Genomic DNA, 21383 nt, shown 5'->3' on the forward strand with positions numbered 1-21383 from the left:
GACAGGCCGCCGGGTGCCGGTTCGCGAGCCCGGCGGCACCGGATACAACGAAGCAGCCACCAGGCGAGTTCCGTCGCCCCATGTTGCGTTTCGATCACTTCGCGCGGGCCCGGCCGCCGGCGGCCCGGCGGCCGGGCGCACGGGTGGTGCGCGGGGGCCGCCTCCGGCCCCTCGGGGACGGCAGCCGCGCTCTCGGTTCAGAGCAGTGACGGGCTGGCCGATATTCACATCTCGGGAGGAAAATTCCCGATGTTCAGTGATAATCCGATTTAAGCGGATACTGGCGGAAGATTAGCGGAGGACTGGCTTACCGGTCGCGCTCGGCGGCGACCCGGGCCGTGCAAGGGATCGGCACGGAATGGTAACGATTTACCGGGGGAAGGGTCCGACCCTAGGGCTTGACCAGCGGAGAACCCCCGGGATAAAGCCACCGGGGCCGTGCTGAACCAACGAGGATATCGGAACTTCGGGAGTGACGTGCGGCAGGGCGTTTCTTTAGGCGGCCAAGGGGTGCCCCCGGTGGGACTCGAACCCACACTGGAACCCTTTTAAGGGGTTTGCCTCTGCCATTGGGCTACGGGGGCGCCGTAATCATACGTAACGGACCACACTTGCGTAACGGGTCAGAGCCCACGTCTACCGTCTTCTGTCTGTAGTCCGCTGGATAACGATATACGGCGCGTGCCCCCATGACTCGGGCAATGAACAACAGACCGCTCAAGTAGCCCATTTTTCTCCGCGCGCCTCCGTTCGCCCCTTGGTTCCTCCTTGTAAGGCCCCCGACAGAACAGTACGGCCCGCGCCGGGTGGCGCGGGCCGTACCCCGTCACCTCAGACGGTGGCCGCCGCCGCGCGGAACTCCTCGCGCGGGGTCTCGATCTCACCGAGTGAGACGGTCTCCCGCTTGAAGAACAGCGCGAGCGTCCAGTCGGCCATCACCCGGACCTTGCGGTTCAGCGTGGGCACCCGGGACAGGTGGTACGTGCGGTGCATGAACCACGCCGGGAGGCCGTGCAGCTTGATCCCGTAGACGTTGGCCACGCCCTTGTGCAGGCCGAGACCGGCCACCGAACCGGCGTACTTGTGGCGGTAGGTCAGCAGCGGCCGGCCGGACAGGTGGCGCACGACGTTCCCGGCCAGCACCTTGGCCTGCCGGACCGCGTGCTGGGCGTTCGGCGCGCAGTACTTGCCGGGGTTGGTCACGTCCGGCACGCCCGCGACGTCGCCGGCGGCGAACGCGCCGGTGACGCCGGCCACGGTGAGCTGGGCGGTGGTCATCACGCGCCCGCGCTCGTCCAGCGGCAGGTCACCGGCGTTCACCACCGGGTTGGCCTTCACGCCCGCGGTCCACACGATGGTGGCGGACTCGAACTCGTCGCCGTCCGACAGCTTCACCAGGCCGCCCTCGCAGGAGCGCAGCAAGGTCTGCATCTTGACGTCGATGCCCCGCTCGCGCAGTTCCTCCAGGGTCCAGCGGCCCATCTCGGGCCCGACCTCCGGCAGGATGCGGTCGCTGGCCTCCACCAGCACCCAGCGCAGGTCCTTCTCCTCGATGGAGTCGTAGTACCTGACCGCGTCTCTGGCCATGTCCTCCAGCTCGGCCAGCGCCTCGACGCCCGCGAACCCGGCGCCGACCACGACGAAGGTGAGCGCCCTGCGCCGCACCCGCTCGTCCTCGGTGGCGTCCGCCCGGTCGAGCATGCCGAGCACCCGGTTGCGCAGCGCGATGGCCTCGCCGACCGACTTGAAGCCGATCGCGGCGTCCGCCAGCCCGGGGATGGGCAGCGTGCGCGACACCGAGCCCGCCGCCATCACGATGACGTCGTACTCAAGCTCCTGGCTCGGTCCCACGAGGGGCTGGAAGGTGACGGACCTGGCCCCGTGGTGCACCTTCGTGACCTTGCCGTTGAGGATGCGCACGCGCGGCAGCACGCGCCGCAGGGGGGTGACGACATGGCGCGGGGACAGGTTGCCCGCCGCGGCCTCCGGGAGGAACGGCTGGTAGGTCATGTAGGACTGCGGGTCGATGATCGTGATCTGCACGGAGCCGGATCGCAGCTCCCGCCGCAGTGCCCGCTGCAACCGGAGCCCGGTGTACAGCCCGACATACCCGCCGCCAACGATAAGAACGTGCTTGGCCTTGTGGTTCACCTCAGTGCCCCTTCGCGGCATCGTCGCTTGTGAAACCATTCACAAGCTTACGTCACGTACAAGCCTCGGCGCCAATCGGTTATTCCGGATCTGGTAGATCAGTGCGTGAGGCCGGCCAGCGCCGCGGCGCGGGCGAAGACGTCGTCGAGCATCTGCTCGGTGACCCGGCCGGTGAAGGTGTTCTGCTGGCTCGGGTGGTAGCAGCCGAGCAGGTGGACGGCGGTGGCGCCGCGGGTCAGCGGCACCTCGGCGCCGTGGCCGAAGGGCGGGCGGGCACGCGGCAGGGCGTACCCGGCGGCCCTCAGCGCGGGCCAGACGGCCTGCCAGGCGTAGCCACCGAGGCAGACGATCACCCGCAGGGGGCCGGCGACCAGTTCGAGTTCGCGGGCCAGCCAGGGGTAACAGGTGGCGCGTTCCTCGACGGTGGGCTTGTTGGCGGGCGGGGCGCAGCGGACGGCGGCCACCAGGCGGGCGCCGATCAGGCGCTGGCCGTCCCCGGCGTGGACGCTGGTGGGCAGGGCGGCGAAACCCGTGCGGTGCAGGGACGCGAACAGCCAGTCGCCGCTGCGGTCCCCGGTGAACACCCGCCCGGTGCGGTTCCCCCCGTGCGCGGCCGGGGCCAGCCCCACCAGCAGCACCCGGGGCTCGTCGTCGCCCCAGCCCGCGATCGGCCGCCCCCAGTACGTCTCGTCGCGGAACGCCCGCCGCCGCACGTCCGCGACCTCCTCCCGCCACTCGACCAGCCGCGGGCAGGCCCGGCACACCGACTGCCGCGCCGTCAGCTCACCGAGCGCGTCACTGCTCCGCGCCAGCTCCCCGACCTCCTCCGGGGTCCGCGCCACCGGCGTCCCCGGCCCGGCCGGATCCTCCGGCCAGCCGCTCCCGGGCGGGACGAAGCTCATAACGCGGGCTCCCACGGACGGCCGCGTCCCGGCGCCGGACCGATCAGGCCGCCGGTCCCGGGGCCGCTCACGCCCAGGACTCCTGTCCCAGCCCCCGGGCGATGCCGTCGAGGATGTCGTGCTCGCTGACCAGCACGTCCGTGAAGCCGAACCGCTCGACCACGCGGTCCAGGATCAGGGCACCCGCGCCGATCACGTCCACCCGGCCGGGGTGCATGACCGGGATGGCGGCGCGCTCCTCGTGCGTCATGCCGAGCAGCCGCCGGGACACCGCGTGCACCTCGGCCGCGGGCACCCGGGAGCCGTGGGTCCGGGACGCGTCGTAGGCGGGCAGGCCGAGAGCGATGCCCGCGACGGTGGTGACCGAGCCGGCCAGGCCGATGAGGGTGCGCGCCCGTGCCACCGGGACCTCGGCGGCCACGCGCGTGAGGGCCGCGTCGATGTCCGCGGTCGCCGCCGCCACCGCCGTGTCGGTGTAGCCGCCGGTGAAATGGCGCTCGGTGAGCCGTACGCACCCGATGTCCACCGAGATGGCCACGTCCACGTCGGCGGTGCCCAGCACGAACTCGGTGGACCCCCCGCCGATGTCCACCACCAGCACCGGCGCCGCCGCCCCGCTCAGCCCGGAGGTGGCGCCGAGGAACGACAGGTGGGCCTCCTCGGCCCCGGTGACCACCTCGGGCCGCACGCCGAAGATCTCGCGCACCCCGTCAGTGAACTCGGCCCGGTTGGACGCGTCCCTGGTCGCGCTGGTCGCCACCACCCGCACCCGGGTCGCGCCGTACGACCGCACGAGGTTGGCGTAGCCGCGCATCGCGGTGAACGTGCGTTCCAGCGCCTCGGGCGCCAGCCGCCCGGTGCGGTCCACCCCCGCGCCGAGGCGCACGATCTCCATGCGCCGTTCGACGTCCGCCAGTTCCCGCCCCGCGAGGTCGGCGATGAGCAGTCGTACCGAGTTGGTCCCGCAGTCGATCGCCGCCACGCGCGTCATGCGCCCTCCTTCGGATCCGCGGCATCAGGTACGCAGGCCCCTTCCCGCCACCAGTCCGGCAATGCGTCCAGCGCCTCGCGGCCGAAGGGATTGCCGCCCGGCACCGCCAGCTCGTGCCCCACCAGGGCGTGCAGGCACTTCACCCGGTCCGGCATCCCGCCCGCGCTCTGCATGTCACGCGGCAGCGGCTCCAGCCCCTGCTCGGCCGCTGCCAGGTCCCGCCGGGCGACGTAGTCGGCGTGCGCGGCGGCGTATCGCTCGGCCAGGGCGGGGTCCTCCGCCAGCCGGGCCCGCATGCGGGCCATCAGCCCCGACGCCTCCAGCGTGCCGATCGCCGAGGCGGCCTTCGGGCACGTCAGGTAGTACAGGGTGGGGAACGGCGAACCGTCGGGCAGCCGGGGCGCCGTCTCCACCACGTCGGGCAGCCCGCACGGGCACCGGTGCGCCACCGCTCGCAACCCCCGGGGCGGCCTGCCGAGCTGCCGTTCCACCGCGGCCGCGTCGGCCGGATCCATCATCTCGTCGACTCCCTGCCGGACCTTTGTTCACGGGGCGGGGGTACGGCCCGCCTCCACACGCCGCCCGTCGCCCCGGTCGGCGGCCTCGATCGACTCCCACAGCGTCTGGTACCACGGCGACTTGGCCCGCGGCGTCGCTCCGGCCTTCGGCCGGGTGTCCCCCTGCCGCGCCGAGTCGCGCACCACGTAGCACTTCTCCGCGGTGCCGCAGTAGTGCAGCCGCACCCGGGCCTGCTGCCTGATGTACGCGGGGTCGTCCAGTTGCTTGGTGCGCTCGGACAGCTCCGCCAGTTCCTTGAGCGCCTGGGCCTGCTGCCGTTCCAGCTGGGCGATCTGGCGCCGCTGCGCGACGTACTCGCGGATGGGATAGGCGAGGCTCATGGCGATGGCACAGACCACGACGGCCAGGATCGCCGCACGGCCGGTCAGCTGCGGACGCTTCTTCATGCTCCCCCCAGGGTCGGTGCGGCCCGCGCGCCGGGTCCGGCGGCGCGGGCCGTACCGGAAAAACTAGCCCTGGAAGCGCGGGAAAGCTCCGCGACCCGCGTAACGGGCCACATCATCCAGGAGTTCCTCGATGCGGAGCAACTGGTTGTACTTGGCCACGCGGTCCGAGCGGGCCGGGGCGCCGGTCTTGATCTGGCCGCAGTTGGTGGCCACCGCGAGGTCGGCGATCGTGGTGTCCTCGGTCTCGCCGGAGCGGTGGCTCATCATGCAGCGGTAGCCGCTGCGGTGGGCGAGGTCGACCGCGTCCAGGGTCTCGGTCAGGGTGCCGATCTGGTTGACCTTGACCAGCAGGGCGTTGGCCGTGCCCGTCTCGATGCCGCGGGCCAGCCGCTCGGGGTTGGTGACGAAGAGGTCGTCGCCGACGAGCTGCACCTTGGAGCCGAGGGCGGCGGTGATGGCCTGCCAGCCGGACCAGTCCTCCTCGTCCAGCGGGTCCTCGATGGAGACCAGCGGGTAGGAGCGGACGAGGTCCTCGTAGAAGGCGATCATCTCCTGCGCGCTGTGGCCCTTGCCGTCCAGGGTGTAGACGCCGTCCTTGTGGAACTCGGTGGCCGCGACGTCCAGCGCGAGCGCGATGTCGGAGCCCGGGGTGAACCCGGCCTTCTCGATCGCCACGAGGATGAGGTCGAGCGCGTCGCGGTTGCTCGGGAGGTTCGGCGCGAAGCCGCCCTCGTCGCCGAGGCCGGTGCCGTATCCCTTCTCCTTGAGCACGCTCTTGAGCGCGTGGTAGGTCTCGGCGCCCATGCGCAGCGCGTCGGAGAACGTGTCGGCGCCGATCGGCGCGATCATGAACTCCTGGATGTCGACGTTGCTGTCGGCGTGCGCGCCGCCGTTCAGGATGTTCAGCATCGGCACCGGCAGCACGTGGGCGTTCGGGCCGCCGAGGTAGCGGAACAGCGGCAGGTCGGCGCTGTCGGCGGCGGCCTTGGCCAGGGCCAGGGAGATGCCGAGGATGGCGTTGGCGCCGAGGCGGCCCTTGTTCGAGGTGCCATCCATGTCGATCATGGTCTGGTCGACGAGGCGCTGCTCCTCGGCGTCGTAGCCGATGATCTCTTCGGCGATCTCGTCGGTGACGTTCAGGACGGCCTTCTGCACGCCCTTGCCGCCGTAACGGCCGTCGCCGTCACGCAGCTCGACCGCCTCGAACTGCCCGGTGGACGCGCCGCTCGGGACCGCCGCCCGCCCGGTGCTGTAGTCGTCGAGCAAAACCTCGACCTCGACCGTGGGGTTGCCCCGGGAGTCGAGGATCTCGCGTGCGGTAACAGCCTCGATCGCAGCCACGAAGCTCTCCTAGAAAGTGTCAGGTCCGGGGGCTCCCCCCGGCCACCGCGCCATCGTTGCGCGATGTGGTCATGGACGTTTTGCCGCACGAGCCTACCGGGGTCCGCGAAGAGGTACGCGACCGATCCCCATCCGGGTACGTTACCCCAGCTCAGGACGGTTTCAGGTCACCCGCCGGAGCCGCGTGAACGTTCCCAGGCGCGCACCCGCTCGCGGTAGTCGCGCGCCGCGGCGCGCAGCTCGGCCTCGGGGTCCAGATTGGCCGCCCTGGCCCGTCCCACCAGGTCGAACAGCTCGCGGCCGATGCCCTGCCCGACGGCGCGGGCCAGCGTGGCCGGCACGCCCGCCCGCTCGGCCCGGCTCTGCAGGCCGTGGGCCAGCGACAGCGCGGGCTGGCCCATCGGGACGCCGTCCAGCAGCGAGTCCCAGCCCTTGGCCGCGCGCTCGGCGGCCTTGATCGTGTCCCAGTTGTCGCTGACCTCGTCGGCGCCGCTGACGGCGGTGTCCGCGAACACGTGCGGATGGCGGCGCACCAGCTTGTCCACGATGCCGGCCGCCACGTCGTCCACGTCGAAACCGCCCTCGTCCGCGGTGCGCTCCTGCGCGAGGCGGGCGTGGAACACCACCTGGAGCAGCAGGTCGCCTAGCTCCTCGCGCAGCGCCGCGTGGTCGCCGTCCTCGATGGTGGCCAGGACCTCGTAGGCCTCCTCCAGGAGGTACGGCACCAGCGACTCGTGGGTCTGCTTGGCGTCCCACGGGCACGAGCGGCGCAGCCGGTCCATCACGGTGACGAGGTCGAGCACGCGGGAGCCCGGCAGGTCGTACGACCCGGGGATCACCTCGATCACCGGCGGCTCGGGCATGGCCAGCGCGGCGTGCCCGACGGCGCGCATCAGGGCCTCGTCGCCGTCCTGCGCGGCCAGCCACACCACGGTGCCCTCGGCGCCCCGGCGGGCCAGCGCCGCGGCGTCCGGCGCGACGACCTCGACCGCGACGCCCTCCTCGGCGAGGTAGGGCAGCGCCGGGTGATCGGCCGCGCCGGTGAGCACCGGGCCGTCCTTGAGGACGGCCCAGGCCCGGCCGCTGAGCAGGCCGGGCGCCACCCGGGGCGAGGTGGTGACGAGGACGAGCGTCACGTCACTGACCGGCGGCGGGGTCCGGCTGGGCGCTCGGCTCTCCCCCGGCGGGCGTGCCGAACCGGTTCTCGTCGATCAGGCCCTGCTGGAGGTTCCACGAGCCGAAGCGGTGCGAGACGGAGATCGGGATCTTGTCCATCTGCTCGAACAGCTTCTGCTGCGCCGCCTGGGTGGACGCCTGGTCGCTCAGGTTGGCGCCGTACTTCTGCAGGGACTTCTGGTAGATCACCGCGGTGCGGATCCAGCGGCGGGTCTCCGACGGCGGCACGCCACGCTGGAGGGCGGCCGGGCCGATGGTCTGGATCCCGCCCTGCTCGGTGATGAACTTGTCGACCTCGCCGTCGGTCACCACGACACCGTTGCGCGCGGCGTACTGCTCGAACTGGCGGAAGTTGATCAGCTGGAGCAGTACCGCCCTCGGCACCGAGGGCATCTGAAGCTGGCTCTCGGGGATCTTGGCCTGCTTCAACGCGGCCTGGTACTCGGTGACGTCCGCGGTCAGCTCCTTGGAGGTGATCCGGACGTCGCCGACCGTGGCCGCCGTGCCGACCCCCACCGGGGAGGACGAGCAGGCGGTCAGCGCGACACCCGCGGCCACCACGGCCAGCAGCACGCGCACAGCGTTCGACTTCACGTGAGGTCCCTTCAACAGACGCGGGTAACTCTACTCAAACCCGCGAGTGGGGTCACCGGCCGTCCGCCCCGGCGCCCGATCATCGCCCGGCCGCCGGAGCGGGCTGCGGGAACATGGCCTCCACCAGGTCGCTGCACCAGGTGAGCAGCTCCAGGTCGTGCAGCGGGCGGCCGCCCACCGGCTTGGTCTTCGGCACCGGCACCAGCAGCGTGCCCGCGGCGGACTTGTAGATCGCCTTGGGATACAGCCGGTCCAGGCGCACCCGCTGCGAATCTTTCAGCGACACGGGGGCGAACCTGATGTTCGGCCCCTGCAGCGCGACGTCGGTCAGCCCGGCCCGGCGGGCGCGCACCCGGAAGCGGGCGACCTCCAGCAGGTTGTCCACCTCCTGCGGCGGGCGGCCGTACCGGTCGACGAGCTCCTCGCGCACCGCCGTGATGTCGTCCTCGCTGCCGACCGCCGCCAGCCGCTTGTACGCCTCCAGGCGCAGCCGCTCGGAGGTCACGTAGTCGTGCGGGATGTGCGCGTTGACCGGCAGCTCCACCTTCACGTCGGCGCGCTCCTGCGCGACCTCCTCGCCGGCGAGCTTGGCCTTCTGCTCCTGCACCGCCTCGGCCATCATGCGCACGTACAGGTCGAACCCGACGCCCGCGATGTGGCCGGACTGCTCGGCGCCGAGGATGTTGCCCGCGCCGCGGATCTCCAGGTCCTTCATCGCGACGTACATGCCGGCGCCCATCTCGGTGTGCTGCGCGATGGTCGCCAGCCGCTCGTGCGCCGTCTCGGTGAGCGGCGCCTCCGGGGGGTACAGGAAGTAGGCGTATCCCCGCTCGCGGCCCCGGCCGACCCGGCCGCGCAGCTGGTGGAGCTGCGACAGGCCGTAGTTGTCGGCGCGGTCCACGATCAAGGTGTTGGCGTTCGGGATGTCCAGGCCGGACTCGACGATGGTGGTGCTCACCAGCACGTCGTACTCCCGCTCCCAGAAGCCGACCATGATCTTTTCGAGCTGCTGCTCGTTCATCTGGCCGTGCGCCACCGCGACGCTCGCCTCGGGGACCAGCTCGCGCAGCCGGGCGGCGACCCGGTTGATGGACGACACGCGGTTGTGCACGAAGAACACCTGGCCGTCGCGCATCAGCTCGCGCCGCACGGCCGCGGCGATCTGCTTCTCGTCGTACGGCCCGACGAAGGTGAGGATGGGGTGGCGCTCCTCGGGCGGGGTGAGGATGGTGGACATCTCGCGGATGCCGGTGAGGCCCATCTCCAGCGTGCGGGGGATCGGCGTCGCCGACATGGCGAGCACGTCCACCTGGGTGCGCATGTGCTTCATGGCCTCTTTGTGCTCGACGCCGAAGCGCTGCTCCTCGTCCACGATGATCAGGCCGAGGTCCTTGAAGCGCACGTCGGGGTTGAGCAGGCGGTGGGTGCCGATCACGATGTCCACGCCGCCGTCGCGCATCCCCTCCAGCGTGGCGCGCACCTCGGCGTCGCTCTGGAACCGCGACACCGGCCTGACCATCACGGGGAAGCTGGCGAACCGCTCGCCGAACGTCGAAAGGTGCTGCTGGACCAGCAGCGTGGTGGGCACCAGGACCGCGACCTGCTTGCCGTCCTGCACGGCCTTGAACGCCGCGCGCACCGCGATCTCGGTCTTGCCGTAGCCGACGTCGCCGCAGATCAGGCGGTCCATGGGGATCGAGCGCTCCATGTCGCGCTTGACCTCGTCGATCGCCTCCAGCTGGTCGCCGGTCTCGGCGTACGGGAAGGCGTCCTCCATCTCGCGCTGCCAGGGGGTGTCGGCGGCGAACGCGTGGCCCGGGGAGGCCATGCGGGCGCTGTACAGCCGGATCAGCTCGCCCGCGATCTCCTTGACGGCCTTGCGGGCCCGGGACTTGGCCTTGGCCCAGTCGGCGCCGCCCATGCGGTTCAGCGTGGGCGACTCGCCGCCGACGTACCGGGTGACCTCGTCGAGCTGGTCGGTCGGCACGTACAGGCGGTCGCCCTTGGCGTACTCGATCACGAGGTACTCGCGGGTGGCGCCCTGCACCGAGCGGCGCACCATCTCGACGTAACGGCCGACGCCGTGCTGGCCGTGCACGACGAAGTCGCCGACCTTGAGCTGGAGCGGGTCGACCATGTTGCGGCGGCGGGACGGCAGGCGGCGCATGTCCTTGGTGGAGGCCTTCTGGCCCACAAGGTCCAGATGGGTGAGCACGCCGACCGTGGCGGAGACGAAACCGTGCTCGATGCGGCCGGTGGTGACGTGCACCACGTCCCGGCCCGGCGCCTCGTCCAGGGCCGGGACCAGGCGGGCGGCGACGTCGACGCCGCGCAGCAGCTCCACCATGCGCTCGGCCGGGCCGTGGCCCTCGCTGAGCAGCACCACCGAGCGGCCGTCGCCCAGCCAGCCCTTGATGTCCCCGAGCGCCCGCTGAGTGTCGCCGCGGTACGACTCCACCTCGCGGACCGCCAGCTCGACCCGGTCGCCGTGGTCGAACGCGTCCATGTCGTCGGAGCTGCCGTGCCGTCCGCCGCCGCCGTCGTTCGCGCCGCGGCCGTCGCCACCGGCGCTCCCGGCGTCCGTCGCGGCGAACGGCGCGATCGTCCACCACGGCTGGCCGAGCTCGCGGGCCTGGTCGCGGACCTCGCGCAGGCTGCGGAACGCCGCCGCGCCGAGGTCGATCGGGGCCTCGCCGCCGGCTGCGGCGTTGATCCAGGACGCCTCCAGGAACTCCTGGCTGGTGGCGACCAGCTCGACCGCCCGGCCGCGGATGCGCTCGGGGTCGCAGACGAACACCGCGGCGCGGGCCGGGAGATGGTCGAGCAGGAGGTCCATGCCGTCCACCAGGGCCGGGGCGAACGCCTCCATGCCCTCCACGGGGACGCCGTCGGCGAGCTGGTCGAGGATCTCCTTCAGCGGCGGGTAGCGCTCGGCGAGGTCCCTGGCCCTGGCGCGCACCTGGTCGGTGAGCAGCAGCTCACGGCACGGAGCGGCGAAGAGGCCGCCATCGGCGACCTCCAGGGAACGCTGGTCCGCGACCTTGAACCATCGGATCTCCTCGATGGTGTCGCCCCAGAACTCCAGGCGCAGCGGGTGCTCCTCGGTGGGCGGGAACACGTCCAGCAGGCCACCGCGCACGGCCACCTCGCCGCGCTTCTCCACCATGTCGACCCGGTGGTACCCGTTGCCGACCAGCAGGTCGACCACCGCGTCCAGGTCGGCGTCGTCGCCCGCCCGCAGACGTACCGGGGTGAGGTCGCCGAGGCCGGTCACCAGCGGCTGGAGCACCGCGCGGATCGGGGCCACCACCACGCCGAGCGGGCCCGCGGCGGCGTCGCCGGGCACCGGGTGGGCCAGCCTGCGCAGCACGGCGAGCCGCTGGCCCACCGTGTCGCTGCGCGGGGACAGGCGTTCGTGCGGCAGGGTCTCCCAGGCCGGGAAGACCGCCACGCCGTCGTCCCCGACGAGGCCGGTGAGCGCGGCGGCGAGGTCTTCGGCCTCGCGGCCGGTCGCCGTGATCGCCAGCACCGGGCGGTGCCGCGCGAGGGCCGCCACCGCGAACGGGCGCAGCGCCGGTGGCGCGATCAGATCGATGTCCTCCCCGGTGCGCTCCAGCACACCGGACAGGGGTGGTTCGGCCACGACAAGGTCGAGCAGTCCGGAAAGACTCATCTCAGAAATGCCCCCACATGGTCACGCCCGCCTCTGCTCGCCTCGCGGACGGCCTGGTACGGCCGCGAGCATCCCACGTGGCGACTTGGCCGCGCGCCACCGGCCGGCCACAGCGCAGGGGCGGCACGCGTGATCCCCGGGTCCATCGGACCACCGGGGCCCCCTCAAGGCTACTTCCCCCTCGCGCTTGCCACGCCGGGAACCACCCCTCCGTCCGGCTTGATCGGCGTTATATCGAAATAGCAGCCTGAATCGGGTGGATCGCCACCCATGCTCGTCCACCGGAAAGTGGCCGCGTATGGTAAATCCACTACAGGAAGAGATCGACTGACTACCCTGTGTAGCATGTCTGAGGTTCGATGGTGGCCCGCAACCCAAGGTGACGTGTTCAGCCTGCGCATCCGCGAGCTGTGGACCGAACACCTCGGCCGTAGGCTCGACATCCTCGTCGCCGGGTGCGGCCGCGGCGGCACCTTCGACCTCGACCGCGTCGAGACCCGGATCACCGGCATCGACGAGGACCTCCCCCAGCTCCGCGCCGCCGTCCACGCCCGCAACGACCTCGACGCCCGCTTCCTCGGCGACCTCCGCGCCGCCCCCCTGCTCCCCCGCTCCTTCGACGTGGTCCACGTCGCCTTCCTCCTGGAACGCGTCCGCCACGCCGAGCTCGTCCTCGACCGCATGGTCAACGCCCTGCGCCCCGGCGGCCTCCTGCTGATCCGAATGCGCGACCGCACCACCGCCTACGGCTTCTACGACCGCCACCTCCCCCACTGGACCCGCCGCCTCCTCTGGCCCCACCTGACCCCCGCCGGCTCCGTGGGCCCCCTCCCCGCCATCTACGAACAGGTCGCCTCCCGAGAAGGCCTCCACTCCTACTGCCTGATGCGCGGCCTGATGATCGCCGAAGACTACTCAGCCACCAGCGGCCCCGCCCTGAAAGGCCCCCACGCCCCGATAACCCGCACCGCCTGCCGCCTGCTCTCCAAACTAACCGCCGGCCGCCTCCCCACCACCCACGACGAAATAACCTTGATCATCCGCAAACCCCAAAACCACTTCGCCCGCCTCATCTGACCCCGCACCCGGCCCCGCCTTCCTCCCCTAGCGACCATTGGAGCTCCGCTTCCGGCGCCGGTACGGCGAGCACCGTCTACGGCTAATCCGGCGCCGCCGTACGGCGGCAAACCCGGCCGTACGCGCGCCCCCTGGACATGGTCCTTGCGAAGGGGCGCGCTCCGCGCGGATGCCGCAAGGGCTGTTCTCATGCGGGGGACACCCCCGCACCCCCGGCCCTGCCGGGTCTCCTCGTTCCCCACCGGACCCCGCGCCCCCGCGCAGACGTGCCCCCGCGCAGAGCCGTATGGCGGCCCGCGGGGGGGTGTTCGCATCGCTAGGGGTCGTGGTTGGAAATATCCTGTGGCGGTGGCAGATCTGGAGTGGACGCCTGATGCGCGGGAGCTTGCGGACCTTGAGTTGTTGTGTTCGGGGGGGTTCGCTCCGCTGACCGGCTTCATGGGGGCGGCGGACGTCGGGTCGGTGGAGGAGACGGGGCGGCTCGTGGACGGGACGCCTTGGCCGGACGCGATCACGTTGGAACTGCCGGACGACCATCCGGTGGTGTCTGGGCAGGAGCTCATCCTGCGCGATCCTGAGGGGGCGGCCGTGGCGACCCTCTTGGTGACCGAGCGGGCGCACGGGCTGGTGGCCGGAACCGTGACAGCGCTGGGTGCGTCCGAGCACGGGCCGTTCGCGAGGCTGCGGCACACGCCGGCGCAGATCCGGGAGCAGGCGACCGGGGCCCTTCTCGCCGTCACCATGCGCGGGCCGCTGGACGACCTGGACGAGATCATCGCCACCGCCCGGGAGCTGGACGCGACGATCCTGCTCCTCCCCCTGGCGTACGGCGAAGGCGGCCCCGCCGTGGTGAGGGCGGCGCTCAAGGCCCGCGACCGCCTCCCGGACGGCACCCTGCTCGCCGCCGTCCCCCTCGCGCCACGGGAACGCGAGATCGATCTCGAACTCCGCGAGCACATCGCCACCGCCTACGGCGCGGAGGAACACCTGGCGGGCCCCGAGCCCGTCACCCTCCCCGGCCCCCCGCACCGCCGGGGCGTGGTCGTCTTCTTCACCGGCCTCTCGGGCTCCGGCAAGTCCACAGTCGCCCGCGGCCTCCGCGACGCGCTACTGGAGGACGGCACCCGCCCCCTCACCTACCTGGACGGCGACGAGGTCCGCAGGATCCTCTCCGCGGGCCTCACCTTCTCCAAGCAGGACCGCGACCTCAACATCCGCAGAATAGGCTTCGTCGCCGCCGAGGTCGCCAGGCACGGCGGCCTCGCCGTCTGCGCCCCCATCGCCCCGTACGCGGCCACCCGCGAAGAGGTCCGCCACATGGTCGAGTCCGTGGGCGCCGACTTCCTCCTCGTCCACATCTCCACCCCGCTGGAGGAGTGTGAACGCCGCGACCGCAAGGGCCTCTACGCCAAGGCCCGCGCCGGCGTCATCCCCGAGTTCACCGGCATCTCCGACCCCTACGAGGAACCGGACGACGCCGACCTCACCATCGACACCACCGGCATCCCCGTCACCCGCGCGGTGGACTCCGTCCTCGGCCTGCTCAGACAGGGCGGCTGGCTGAGGTGAGACCCCCGGCCATTACGGGCTGAGCACACAACGCCCCGTTCGCCCCGCCGACGCATGATGATGGATTCATCCCTCACGCGCGCAAGCGGCAGGACGGACGGATCATGATCGATTCGAATGGACTGACCCTCCACGTGCTCCCCGCCGATGACGGCGATCCGGAGGAACTGGCCGAGCTCATCGGCCGTCTACGCACCGAACTCCTCGACCTGGACGTGCTGTCCGCCGACGTCCCCGCACCGGAGGACGTCCCGGAGGCCGCCAAAGGTCTCGGCGGAGTGCCCGGCTGGCTGGTGGTCCAGCTCGGCACCCTGGAAGGGCTGCGGGCCATGGTGACCGCCGTCAGGAACTGGGTGTCCCGGAGCGGCAGAACCGTCGAGATCACCATCGCGGGCGACACGCTCAAGCTGACCGCCGTCACCGCCGAGCAGCAGCAGAGGATCATCGATGCGTGGCTCGCCCGGCACGCCGCCCCCTGACCCCCTCGGCGGCCCGCGCGCCGCCCTCATCGTGGCCACCATGTCCCACGACGACCAGGCCCTGCGCCGCCTGCGCGCCCCGGGCCGCGACGCCGCCGCGCTCGCCGAGACCCTGGCCGACCCGGACATCGGCGGCTTCGCGGTCACCTCGGTGACCGACCGGCCCATGTGGGAGATCCGCCTGGCCGTGCAGGACTTCCTGCACGACCGGGGCACCCGGGACCTCGTACTGGTCTACCTGTCCTGCCACGGGCTCCTGGACGAGTACCGCCGGCTGTACTTCGCGGCCACCGACACCCGGAAGGACCGTCTCGCGGCCACCGCGGTGGAGGCGGCATGGCTCATGGACCTGATGGAGCACTGCCGGGCCCGCCGCCAGATCCTCATCCTGGACGCGTGCTTCAGCGGCGCGTTCGCCCACCGCGCCAAGGCCGGCGGAACGGCTCTGGACCTGGAGCACCGCCTCCTCGGCCCGGGCCGCGGCCGGGTGGTGCTCACCGCGTCCACCGCGACCGAGTACTCCTTCGAGGGCCGGCCCGGCGCGGCGGCCGGCACTACCGGCTCGGTCTTCACCACCGCCCTGGTCGACGGCCTGCGCACAGGCGCGGCGGACCTCGACGGCGACGGCCTCATCAGCGTGGACGAGGCCTACCACTTCGCGTTCGACCAGGTCCAGGCGTCGGGAAGCCCTCAGACACCGCAGCGCTGGTTGTACGGCGCCGAGGGGCACATCGTGCTCGCCCGCAGCCCCGCCGGGCCGAGAACGGGAACGGCACCACCTCAGTCCCCCGTCCGGCGTCCCGGGCGGCGGAGGGCGGCCTTCTCGCTGGCCGCCGCCGGCGCGGTGGCCGTCGCCACCGTGATCGCCTGGTCCGTGACCGGCCTCCCGGGGACCGCGCCCACACCCACCCCCTCGGCCACGCCGAACCCGTACAACACTCGCGATCACACCATCAGATGGGAGCTGCTCCCCGAGGCGCCGCCGGTGACGGGCCACGTTAAGTACACGATCGACTTCACCAGGTCCGCGACCGGCTGGACCACAGGGCGGGCGGGGATCGGCACGGTCAGCCGCTCGGCGGACGGCCTGACGGTGCACCCCACCCAGAACAAGCAGATCTTCATACTGCCCGTCCCGGGACCGCCCCCCGGCACCCGTGCCGAGCACATGTCGTCGGTGGTCCGCTTCAACTCAGGGCAGGGCGCGTGGGGGCTGTGGTGCCGGGGCAGCGAGCGCGCCGGCGGGGCGCGGTACAGGTTCGTCATGAGCCACACGGGATCGGTCGCCATCTTCGCCGGAGGCGGCTACGACGACACGACGCAGTGGTGGGCGCTGAAGGGAATCGACCTCGACCGCCCGATCGCGCTGCGCGCCTCCTGCATGGACGTCTCGGAGAGCGGCCCGGTACGGCTGGAGTTCGCGGTCAACGGGCGGACCGTCCTCACCCATCGGCCCAGGACGCTCATCGGCCCCGGCTACTCGGGCCTCGAGGCCTGGGCGTTCCTGGACGTCGCCGGCCCGACGGCCGACGTGACCTTCACCTCGTTGGAGATCACCGGCTCCTGAGTCCCGTCAGTGGTCCGGGACGGGGGTTGAGCTGAAGTACGGGGCTCGGGCCAGTTCGGTGAAGGCGTGGGCGGTGGGTGGGGTGGTGTCGAAGCGGGTGTCGCCTCGGGGGGCGTTCGGGGAGTCGAAGTAGACGAGGGCCTTGATCTGGGGGTAGCCGCGGATCTGGCGGCGGACGGAGTTGTAGAAGGTGGCCTTGAAGGCGGGGTCCTCCGGGCGGTCGAAGGCGCCCCATTCGGCGATCATGATGGGCTTGCCGGGGAAGCGGGTCTGGGTCCAGCGGTAGAAACCGGGCCAGGGGGCGTGGTCGGGGCGGATCTTGTCGACCAGGGCGGCGAAGTCGTCGACGCGGCGGTCGGCGTAGGGGTCCAGGCCGATCCAGTCGACGACGTCGTCGCCGGGGTAGAGGCGTTCGAACCACGGCTTGGTGGCCCAGTTGGGGGCGCCCATGTAGGTCATGACGGTCACGGCGTTCTTGACGCCGCGGTAGCGCAGGCGCTGGACGACGTGGCGGTACATGGCGGCGTAGTCGTCGGCGGTCATGCCGGAGCCGGGGCGGGGGCGGACGTCGTTCTCGGGCTCGTGGTGGATGGTGAGGAAGAACCTGCGAGGGAGATCCCGGTTGATGTCGGCGGCCAGGCGGTCGATGCGGCGGTCGATCGCGCCGGTGGCGATCTCGGCCCAGGTGCGGCGCAGTGACGGCTTCCAGTTGATCAGCAGCAGGCGGGTGCGGGCCAGCCGCCGCTCGGCGGGGGTGGGGAACGGCTCGCCGCCCCGGTGGTAGACGTGCACGATGTCCGCCTTGCGGCCCATGCGCTCCTCGGCGGTGGCGAGCGCCTCGGCGGGGGGACGGCCGCCGAAGACGTCCGGCGCGACGCCCCACCAGGCGCCGCAGCTCGGGATGAGCTTGGCGGTGGCGGCACAGCCGGGGGCGCCGCCGGGGATGTTCGCCGCGGAGATGGGTGGCCGGTCCGCGGTGGCGTCCCGGTCGGGCCGTACCGCGGCCACGGTGTAGGCGAGCAATCCGCAGGAGGCGATGATTCCTGCCCCGAAGACCCATATTCCCGTCACTTTACGCAAGGCGGCCAAACCCCCTTTTGCAACGTTCACCGTAAGGCTGGTAATCACCATCCCACTAACCGGCGCCGAATCGGTGGCAACTCGGCATCCCCGCTACGAGCTGGGCATACGCAATTATGGAAATGTCCGAATATTAACCTTAGGTGGGCCGGTATGCGCTCCAGCTAAAACCCCGATATCCGATCCCGCGGCCACTCCGCGCGCCTATAGTTCTCTCCATCAATTGCCGCCCCCGAAACACCCGAGCACCCCCGCGCCGAGCGGGCCGGCACGACCCCCGCACCGAGAGGCATGCCGATTCCATGAGCCAGCCGGCGCCCTCCCCGGCCGCCGCCCGCCAGGCGGCCGAACTCGGGCCGATGTTGCTGCGGCGGCGCGCGGCGGTCGCCGGATGCCTGATCGCCGGGCTCTGTGGCGGCGGCTTCGCCCTGGCGGCCACTCCGCCGTCGTACGTCGCGACCGCCGAGGTGCTCGTCTCCCCCACCGGGGTGCAGGACCAGACCAACCCCACCACGCCCCGGCAGCGCGAGCCGCTCAACCTGGACACCGAGGCGCAGGTCGCCCGCTCGGCGGTGGTCGCCGCCCGGGCCGCCCGGCTGCTGAAGAGCGACGACCCCACCGCGCTGCGCGAGCGGGTCGCCGTCAGCGTGCCGCCCAACTCCGCCGTGCTGACCGTCGCCTTCACCGCCGCGGACCCTGTGAGCGCCGCGTCGGGCGCCCAGGCGTTCGCCAAGGCCTACCTCGCCCAGCGGGACGCCGCCGCCACCCAAGCCCTCGGCGCCCAGGTCAAGGTGCTCGCCGCCAAGCTGCGCGAGGCCAACGCGGCGTTGTCGGCCACCATCGGCGGCCTGCCCCGCCTGGCCGCCGGGTCGGCGGACCGCGCGATCGCGGTGCACCGGCAGAACGTCCTGAACCGCCAGATCCTCACCCTAACCACCAGGTACGACGCGCTCAGGACCATCGCCGTCACCCCCGGCATGGTGATCACCGACGCCCGGCCCCCGGTCGCGCCCGCCACGCCCAGCCCTCCGCTGTACTTCGGCAGCGGGCTCTTCCTCGGCCTCCTGGCCGGCGTCGGCATCGCGCTGGTGCGCGACCGCTACGACACCCGGCTGCGCACGGCCGCCGACGTGGAGCGCCTGACCGGCCTCCCTGTGCTGTGCGAGGGCGAGAACGCCCGCGAGCTGCGCGAGCTGGCCATGGCCGTCGCCGGGCACTTACGCGACGGCGGCGAGCTGCTGGTGCGCAGCGTGACCCCCGGCACCGACCCCGAGCCGATCGCCGACGACCTCCGCGTGGCCCTCACCGGCCTGGCCCCCATCTGGGTCCGCACCGACCGCTCCGCCCACGCCGACGCCGCCCTCCTCCTGGTGGAGAGCCGCTCCGCCCGCGCCACCCAGTTGGCCCACGCCGTCCGCCAACTCCGCCGCACCGACACCGCCGCCCTCGGCGTGATCCTCCTCCCCTCCCACACCGAACTCCCCCGCAGCGACCCATGACCGAGGACCTCCCCACCCGCCCCTTGCCCACCGTCCCCCACCCCTCGCGCGCGAAGCGGGCGCCGGTCTGGCCTCTCCCGTACCGCACGCGGGTGCGTCGCCCCTCGGTGGCCGTCGCACGCGGGAGGGTGGCTTGGCCGGTCTGGGCGCTGCTGGTGGGGTATCCGCTGTGGTGGGCGCTGGGGGTCGGGGGGCTGGCGGTCGTGGTCGTGGCGGTGCCGATGGGGGTGATCCTGGTGCGGCGGCGGCCGGTCGTCGTGCCGAAGGGGATGGGGTTGTGGCTGCTGCTGGTGGTGGGGTATCTCATCAGCGCGAGCATGCTCGGGGAGTCGCCGCCGGGGACGTACGGGGAGCTCGGGACCGGGCGGGTGGTCGGTTACGGCATGCGGCTCGTGGTGTACGTCTCGCTGATCGTCATGGTGGTTTACCTGGCCAATCTGACCGAGCGGGAGCTGCCGCAGCGGTCGCTGGTGCGCATGATGGGGGCCCTGTTCGTCACCACCGTGGCCGGAGGGCTGCTCGGGGTGCTCGCGCCGGGCTTCCAGTTCACCTCGCCGGTGGAACTACTCCTTCCGGACTGGATCAGCGGCAACTCGTTCGTCCGCAACCTGATCCACCCGACGGCCGCGCAGGTGCAGCACGTCCTCGGGCACGCCTCACCCCGGCCGGAGGCGCCGTTCGAGTGGGCCAACGCCTGGGGCGGCAACTGCTCGGTGCTGCTCATCTGGTTCGTGGTCGGCTGGTGGGTGTACGGCGGCCCCGCGCGGCGCATGTCGTGCGTCGTGGTCGTCGCGGCGGCGGCCGTCCCCGTCGTGTACTCGCTGAACCGGGGACTGTGGATCGGCCTCGCCGTCGCCCTCGCGTACCTGATGGCCAGGGCCGGCTCCCGGGCCCGCCTGGCCGCCGGTGCGGTGCTGGCCGCCGTCGCGGTGATGCTCGCCGGGCCGCTCGGCGCCATCGTGGCCCAGCGGCTCGACAGCCCGCACAGCAACCAGATCCGCGCGTTCACCGTCGCCGCCACCGTCGCGGCGGCGGCCGGGTCGCCGGTCATCGGGTACGGCAACACCCGCAACGCCTACGGCAACTACCGCACCATCACCACCGGCAAGACCGGCTGGTGCCGTGAGTGCGGCCATCCCCCGCTCGGCAGCGACGGCCAGTTCTGGCTGCTGCTGATCACCCAGGGGTTCGCCGGGGCGCTGCTGTACGTCGCGTTCTTCGCGGGCGCGATCCGCCGCTTCTGGCGCGACCGCACACCGATCGGGCAGGCCGGAACGCTCGTGATGATGCTCGCGCTGCTCTACATGTTCATCTACGACGGCCTGATCACCGCGCTGACCCTCTACCTGGTCTCCTTCGCCATCCTCTGGCGCAACGCTCCGCGAGAGGCACACCCATGAGCGATTTCCGGGCGCGCCTGCGCCACCTGGACGAGATCACCGCCCTGCTGTACCCCGCGTCGGCCGGGCCCGGCCGCAGGCCGTACGCCGTCGTGCCGTCCCGGCTGGTGCCCCGGCGCCTGGTCCCGAGGTCCCGGTGGCTGCCGGGACGGCGGCGGCTCCCGCACGGGCCGGGCACCATCGAGGGCCATCTCGGTGAGGTGTTCGGGCGACGCGTCCGGGTCGTCACGTACGTCCGGCCGGCCCGGCGCGCCAACCGCAAGCCCGTGCTGGCGGCGCTCGGCCCCGGCGGCGAGGTGCTGGCGTTCGTGAAGGTCGGCCACAACGAGCTGACCCGCGCATTGGTGCGGCACGAGAGCACCACCCTGACGACCCTCGCCGCCGTCCCGCTGCGCGTCGTCGCGCCACCGGCCGTGCTGTACCACGGCCTCTGGCGGGACATGGACGTGCTGGCCGTGACGCCCCTGCCCGTCGCCCGGGCCCGCGTCCGGCCCGCCCTGCTGGCCGCGGCCGTCGAGGAGATCGCCCGACTTCCCGTGGACGGCCCGGCGTACTGCTGGCACGGGGACTTCGCGCCGTGGAACATGGCCGCCGGGCCCGACGGGCGGCTGCTGGTGTGGGACTGGGAGCGGTTCGGCGCCGGCGTGCCGCTGGGCTTCGACGCCCTGCACCACTTCTTCCAGCGGGCCCTGCGCCGCATGCCCCCCCGGGTCGCCGCCGAGGCGTGCCTGGCCCACGCGGGCCGCACGCTGGAGCCGTTCATGGTGTCCTCGGGCCCGGCCCGGGAGACCGCCGTCCACTACCTGATCACCCTCGCCGACCGGTACGAGCGGGACGGCCACCGCCCCCTCGGCCCCCCGTCCGAGTGGCTCACCCCCGTCGTCGACCACCAGGAAGTGCTGCGATGACCACACCCACC

General features: G+C 72.1%; 17 protein-coding genes and 1 tRNA gene. 7 read left to right on the forward strand and 11 right to left on the reverse strand.

Going from position 1 to position 21383, the window contains the following annotated elements:
* Positions 1-511: 511 nt before the first annotated feature.
* The 10 genes from ACFP1K_RS14540 to mfd all read right to left on the reverse strand — a co-directional run bounded on the left by ACFP1K_RS14540 (position 512) and on the right by mfd (position 11793).
* A tRNA-Leu gene (locus tag ACFP1K_RS14540) sits at positions 512-584 on the reverse strand.
* Between the two features lie 247 nt (positions 585-831).
* Complete coding sequence (locus ACFP1K_RS14545; protein ID WP_380752268.1) at positions 832-2190, reverse strand: NAD(P)/FAD-dependent oxidoreductase; 1359 nt, start codon at positions 2188-2190, stop codon at positions 832-834.
* Positions 2191-2249: 59 nt separating this feature from the next.
* Entirely contained in the window at positions 2250-3053 is an 804-nt protein-coding gene (locus ACFP1K_RS14550; RefSeq protein WP_380752270.1) for a uracil-DNA glycosylase, read from the reverse strand.
* 67 nt (positions 3054-3120) lie between these two features.
* Complete coding sequence (locus tag ACFP1K_RS14555) at positions 3121-4044, reverse strand: Ppx/GppA phosphatase family protein (RefSeq protein ID WP_380752273.1); 924 nt, start codon at positions 4042-4044, stop codon at positions 3121-3123.
* Positions 4041-4562, reverse strand: a complete 522-nt coding sequence (locus ACFP1K_RS14560) for a DUF501 domain-containing protein (RefSeq protein ID WP_380752276.1) — start codon at positions 4560-4562, stop codon at positions 4041-4043. Before ACFP1K_RS14560 ends, ACFP1K_RS14555 begins: the two co-directional genes overlap by 4 nt.
* 27 nt (positions 4563-4589) lie before the next feature.
* On the reverse strand, positions 4590-5009 hold the full coding sequence (locus ACFP1K_RS14565) for an FtsB family cell division protein (RefSeq protein WP_380752279.1): 420 nt from the start codon (positions 5007-5009) through the stop codon (positions 4590-4592).
* Between the two features lie 63 nt (positions 5010-5072).
* Positions 5073-6350 carry a phosphopyruvate hydratase gene (gene eno / locus ACFP1K_RS14570; protein WP_380752282.1) on the reverse strand — a complete coding sequence of 426 codons (1278 nt, stop codon included), beginning with the start codon at positions 6348-6350 and terminating at the stop codon, positions 5073-5075.
* Positions 6351-6517: 167 nt separating this feature from the next.
* Positions 6518-7486, reverse strand: a complete 969-nt coding sequence (locus tag ACFP1K_RS14575) for a MazG family protein (protein ID WP_380752285.1) — start codon at positions 7484-7486, stop codon at positions 6518-6520.
* Between the two features lies 1 nt (position 7487).
* A complete protein-coding gene (locus ACFP1K_RS14580; RefSeq protein WP_380752288.1) occupies positions 7488-8120 on the reverse strand; it encodes a SurA N-terminal domain-containing protein in 633 nt (210 codons plus the stop codon).
* A gap of 79 nt (positions 8121-8199) precedes the next feature.
* Positions 8200-11793: a transcription-repair coupling factor gene (gene mfd, locus ACFP1K_RS14585; RefSeq protein WP_380752292.1), complete on the reverse strand. Its 3594-nt coding sequence runs from the start codon at positions 11791-11793 to the stop codon at positions 8200-8202.
* Between the two features lie 345 nt (positions 11794-12138).
* On the opposite strand from mfd, the gene ACFP1K_RS14590 reads away from it, so the two are divergent.
* The 4 genes from ACFP1K_RS14590 (at position 12139) to ACFP1K_RS14605 (ending at position 16485) form a co-directional block, all read left to right on the forward strand.
* On the forward strand, positions 12139-12870 hold the full coding sequence (locus tag ACFP1K_RS14590; RefSeq protein WP_380752296.1) for a class I SAM-dependent methyltransferase: 732 nt from the start codon (positions 12139-12141) through the stop codon (positions 12868-12870).
* Between the two features lie 357 nt (positions 12871-13227).
* Positions 13228-14439, forward strand: a complete 1212-nt coding sequence (cysC, locus tag ACFP1K_RS14595; RefSeq protein WP_380752344.1) for an adenylyl-sulfate kinase — start codon at positions 13228-13230, stop codon at positions 14437-14439.
* A gap of 104 nt (positions 14440-14543) precedes the next feature.
* Positions 14544-14918: a hypothetical protein gene (locus ACFP1K_RS14600; protein WP_380752299.1), complete on the forward strand. Its 375-nt coding sequence runs from the start codon at positions 14544-14546 to the stop codon at positions 14916-14918.
* Positions 14887-16485 (forward strand): caspase family protein, encoded by a 1599-nt coding sequence (locus tag ACFP1K_RS14605; protein ID WP_380752302.1) that lies wholly within the window; start codon positions 14887-14889, stop codon positions 16483-16485. The genes ACFP1K_RS14600 and ACFP1K_RS14605 overlap by 32 nt, the downstream gene beginning before the upstream one ends.
* A gap of 6 nt (positions 16486-16491) precedes the next feature.
* Here ACFP1K_RS14605 and ACFP1K_RS14610 read toward each other — a convergent pair whose 3' ends face one another.
* Positions 16492-17508 carry a glycoside hydrolase family 26 protein gene (locus ACFP1K_RS14610; protein ID WP_380752305.1) on the reverse strand — a complete coding sequence of 339 codons (1017 nt, stop codon included), beginning with the start codon at positions 17506-17508 and terminating at the stop codon, positions 16492-16494.
* Between the two features lie 359 nt (positions 17509-17867).
* Here ACFP1K_RS14610 and ACFP1K_RS14615 point away from each other — a divergent pair, with 359 nt between their 5' ends.
* The 3 genes from ACFP1K_RS14615 to ACFP1K_RS14625 all read left to right on the forward strand — a co-directional run bounded on the left by ACFP1K_RS14615 (position 17868) and on the right by ACFP1K_RS14625 (position 21372).
* On the forward strand, positions 17868-19064 hold the full coding sequence (locus tag ACFP1K_RS14615; RefSeq protein WP_380752308.1) for a hypothetical protein: 1197 nt from the start codon (positions 17868-17870) through the stop codon (positions 19062-19064).
* A 128-nt stretch (positions 19065-19192) separates the two neighbouring features.
* The gene (locus ACFP1K_RS14620; RefSeq protein ID WP_380752311.1) at positions 19193-20464 is read left to right on the forward strand and encodes a hypothetical protein; all 1272 of its coding nucleotides are present in this window, start codon (positions 19193-19195) and stop codon (positions 20462-20464) included.
* Positions 20461-21372, forward strand: coding sequence for a hypothetical protein (locus ACFP1K_RS14625; RefSeq protein WP_380752314.1), 912 nt, complete (start codon positions 20461-20463; stop codon positions 21370-21372). Before ACFP1K_RS14620 ends, ACFP1K_RS14625 begins: the two co-directional genes overlap by 4 nt.
* Positions 21373-21383: the final 11 nt, after the last annotated feature.

The organism is Sphaerisporangium aureirubrum (assembly GCF_042658925.1).
GTDB classification, from domain to species: Bacteria; Actinomycetota; Actinomycetes; order Streptosporangiales; family Streptosporangiaceae; genus Sphaerisporangium; species Sphaerisporangium aureirubrum.

Excerpts from the sequence above, each read along its gene's own strand:
- ACFP1K_RS14550 (WP_380752270.1), bottom strand. The coding sequence starts at position 3,053 with ATGAGCTTCGTCCCGCCCGGGAGCGGCTGGCCGGAGGATCCGGCCGGG.
- ACFP1K_RS14560 (WP_380752276.1), bottom strand. The coding sequence starts at position 4,562 with ATGATGGATCCGGCCGACGCGGCCGCGGTGGAACGGCAGCTCGGCAGG.
- ACFP1K_RS14625 (WP_380752314.1), top strand. The coding sequence starts at position 20,461 with ATGAGCGATTTCCGGGCGCGCCTGCGCCACCTGGACGAGATCACCGCC.
- ACFP1K_RS14555 (WP_380752273.1), bottom strand. The coding sequence starts at position 4,044 with ATGACGCGCGTGGCGGCGATCGACTGCGGGACCAACTCGGTACGACTG.
- ACFP1K_RS14600 (WP_380752299.1), top strand. The coding sequence starts at position 14,544 with ATGATCGATTCGAATGGACTGACCCTCCACGTGCTCCCCGCCGATGAC.
- ACFP1K_RS14615 (WP_380752308.1), top strand. The coding sequence starts at position 17,868 with ATGAGCCAGCCGGCGCCCTCCCCGGCCGCCGCCCGCCAGGCGGCCGAA.
- mfd (WP_380752292.1), bottom strand. The coding sequence starts at position 11,793 with ATGAGTCTTTCCGGACTGCTCGACCTTGTCGTGGCCGAACCACCCCTG.
- ACFP1K_RS14545 (WP_380752268.1), bottom strand. The coding sequence starts at position 2,190 with ATGGTTTCACAAGCGACGATGCCGCGAAGGGGCACTGAGGTGAACCAC.
- ACFP1K_RS14565 (WP_380752279.1), bottom strand. The coding sequence starts at position 5,009 with ATGAAGAAGCGTCCGCAGCTGACCGGCCGTGCGGCGATCCTGGCCGTC.
- ACFP1K_RS14590 (WP_380752296.1), top strand. The coding sequence starts at position 12,139 with ATGTCTGAGGTTCGATGGTGGCCCGCAACCCAAGGTGACGTGTTCAGC.
- ACFP1K_RS14605 (WP_380752302.1), top strand. The coding sequence starts at position 14,887 with ATGCGTGGCTCGCCCGGCACGCCGCCCCCTGACCCCCTCGGCGGCCCG.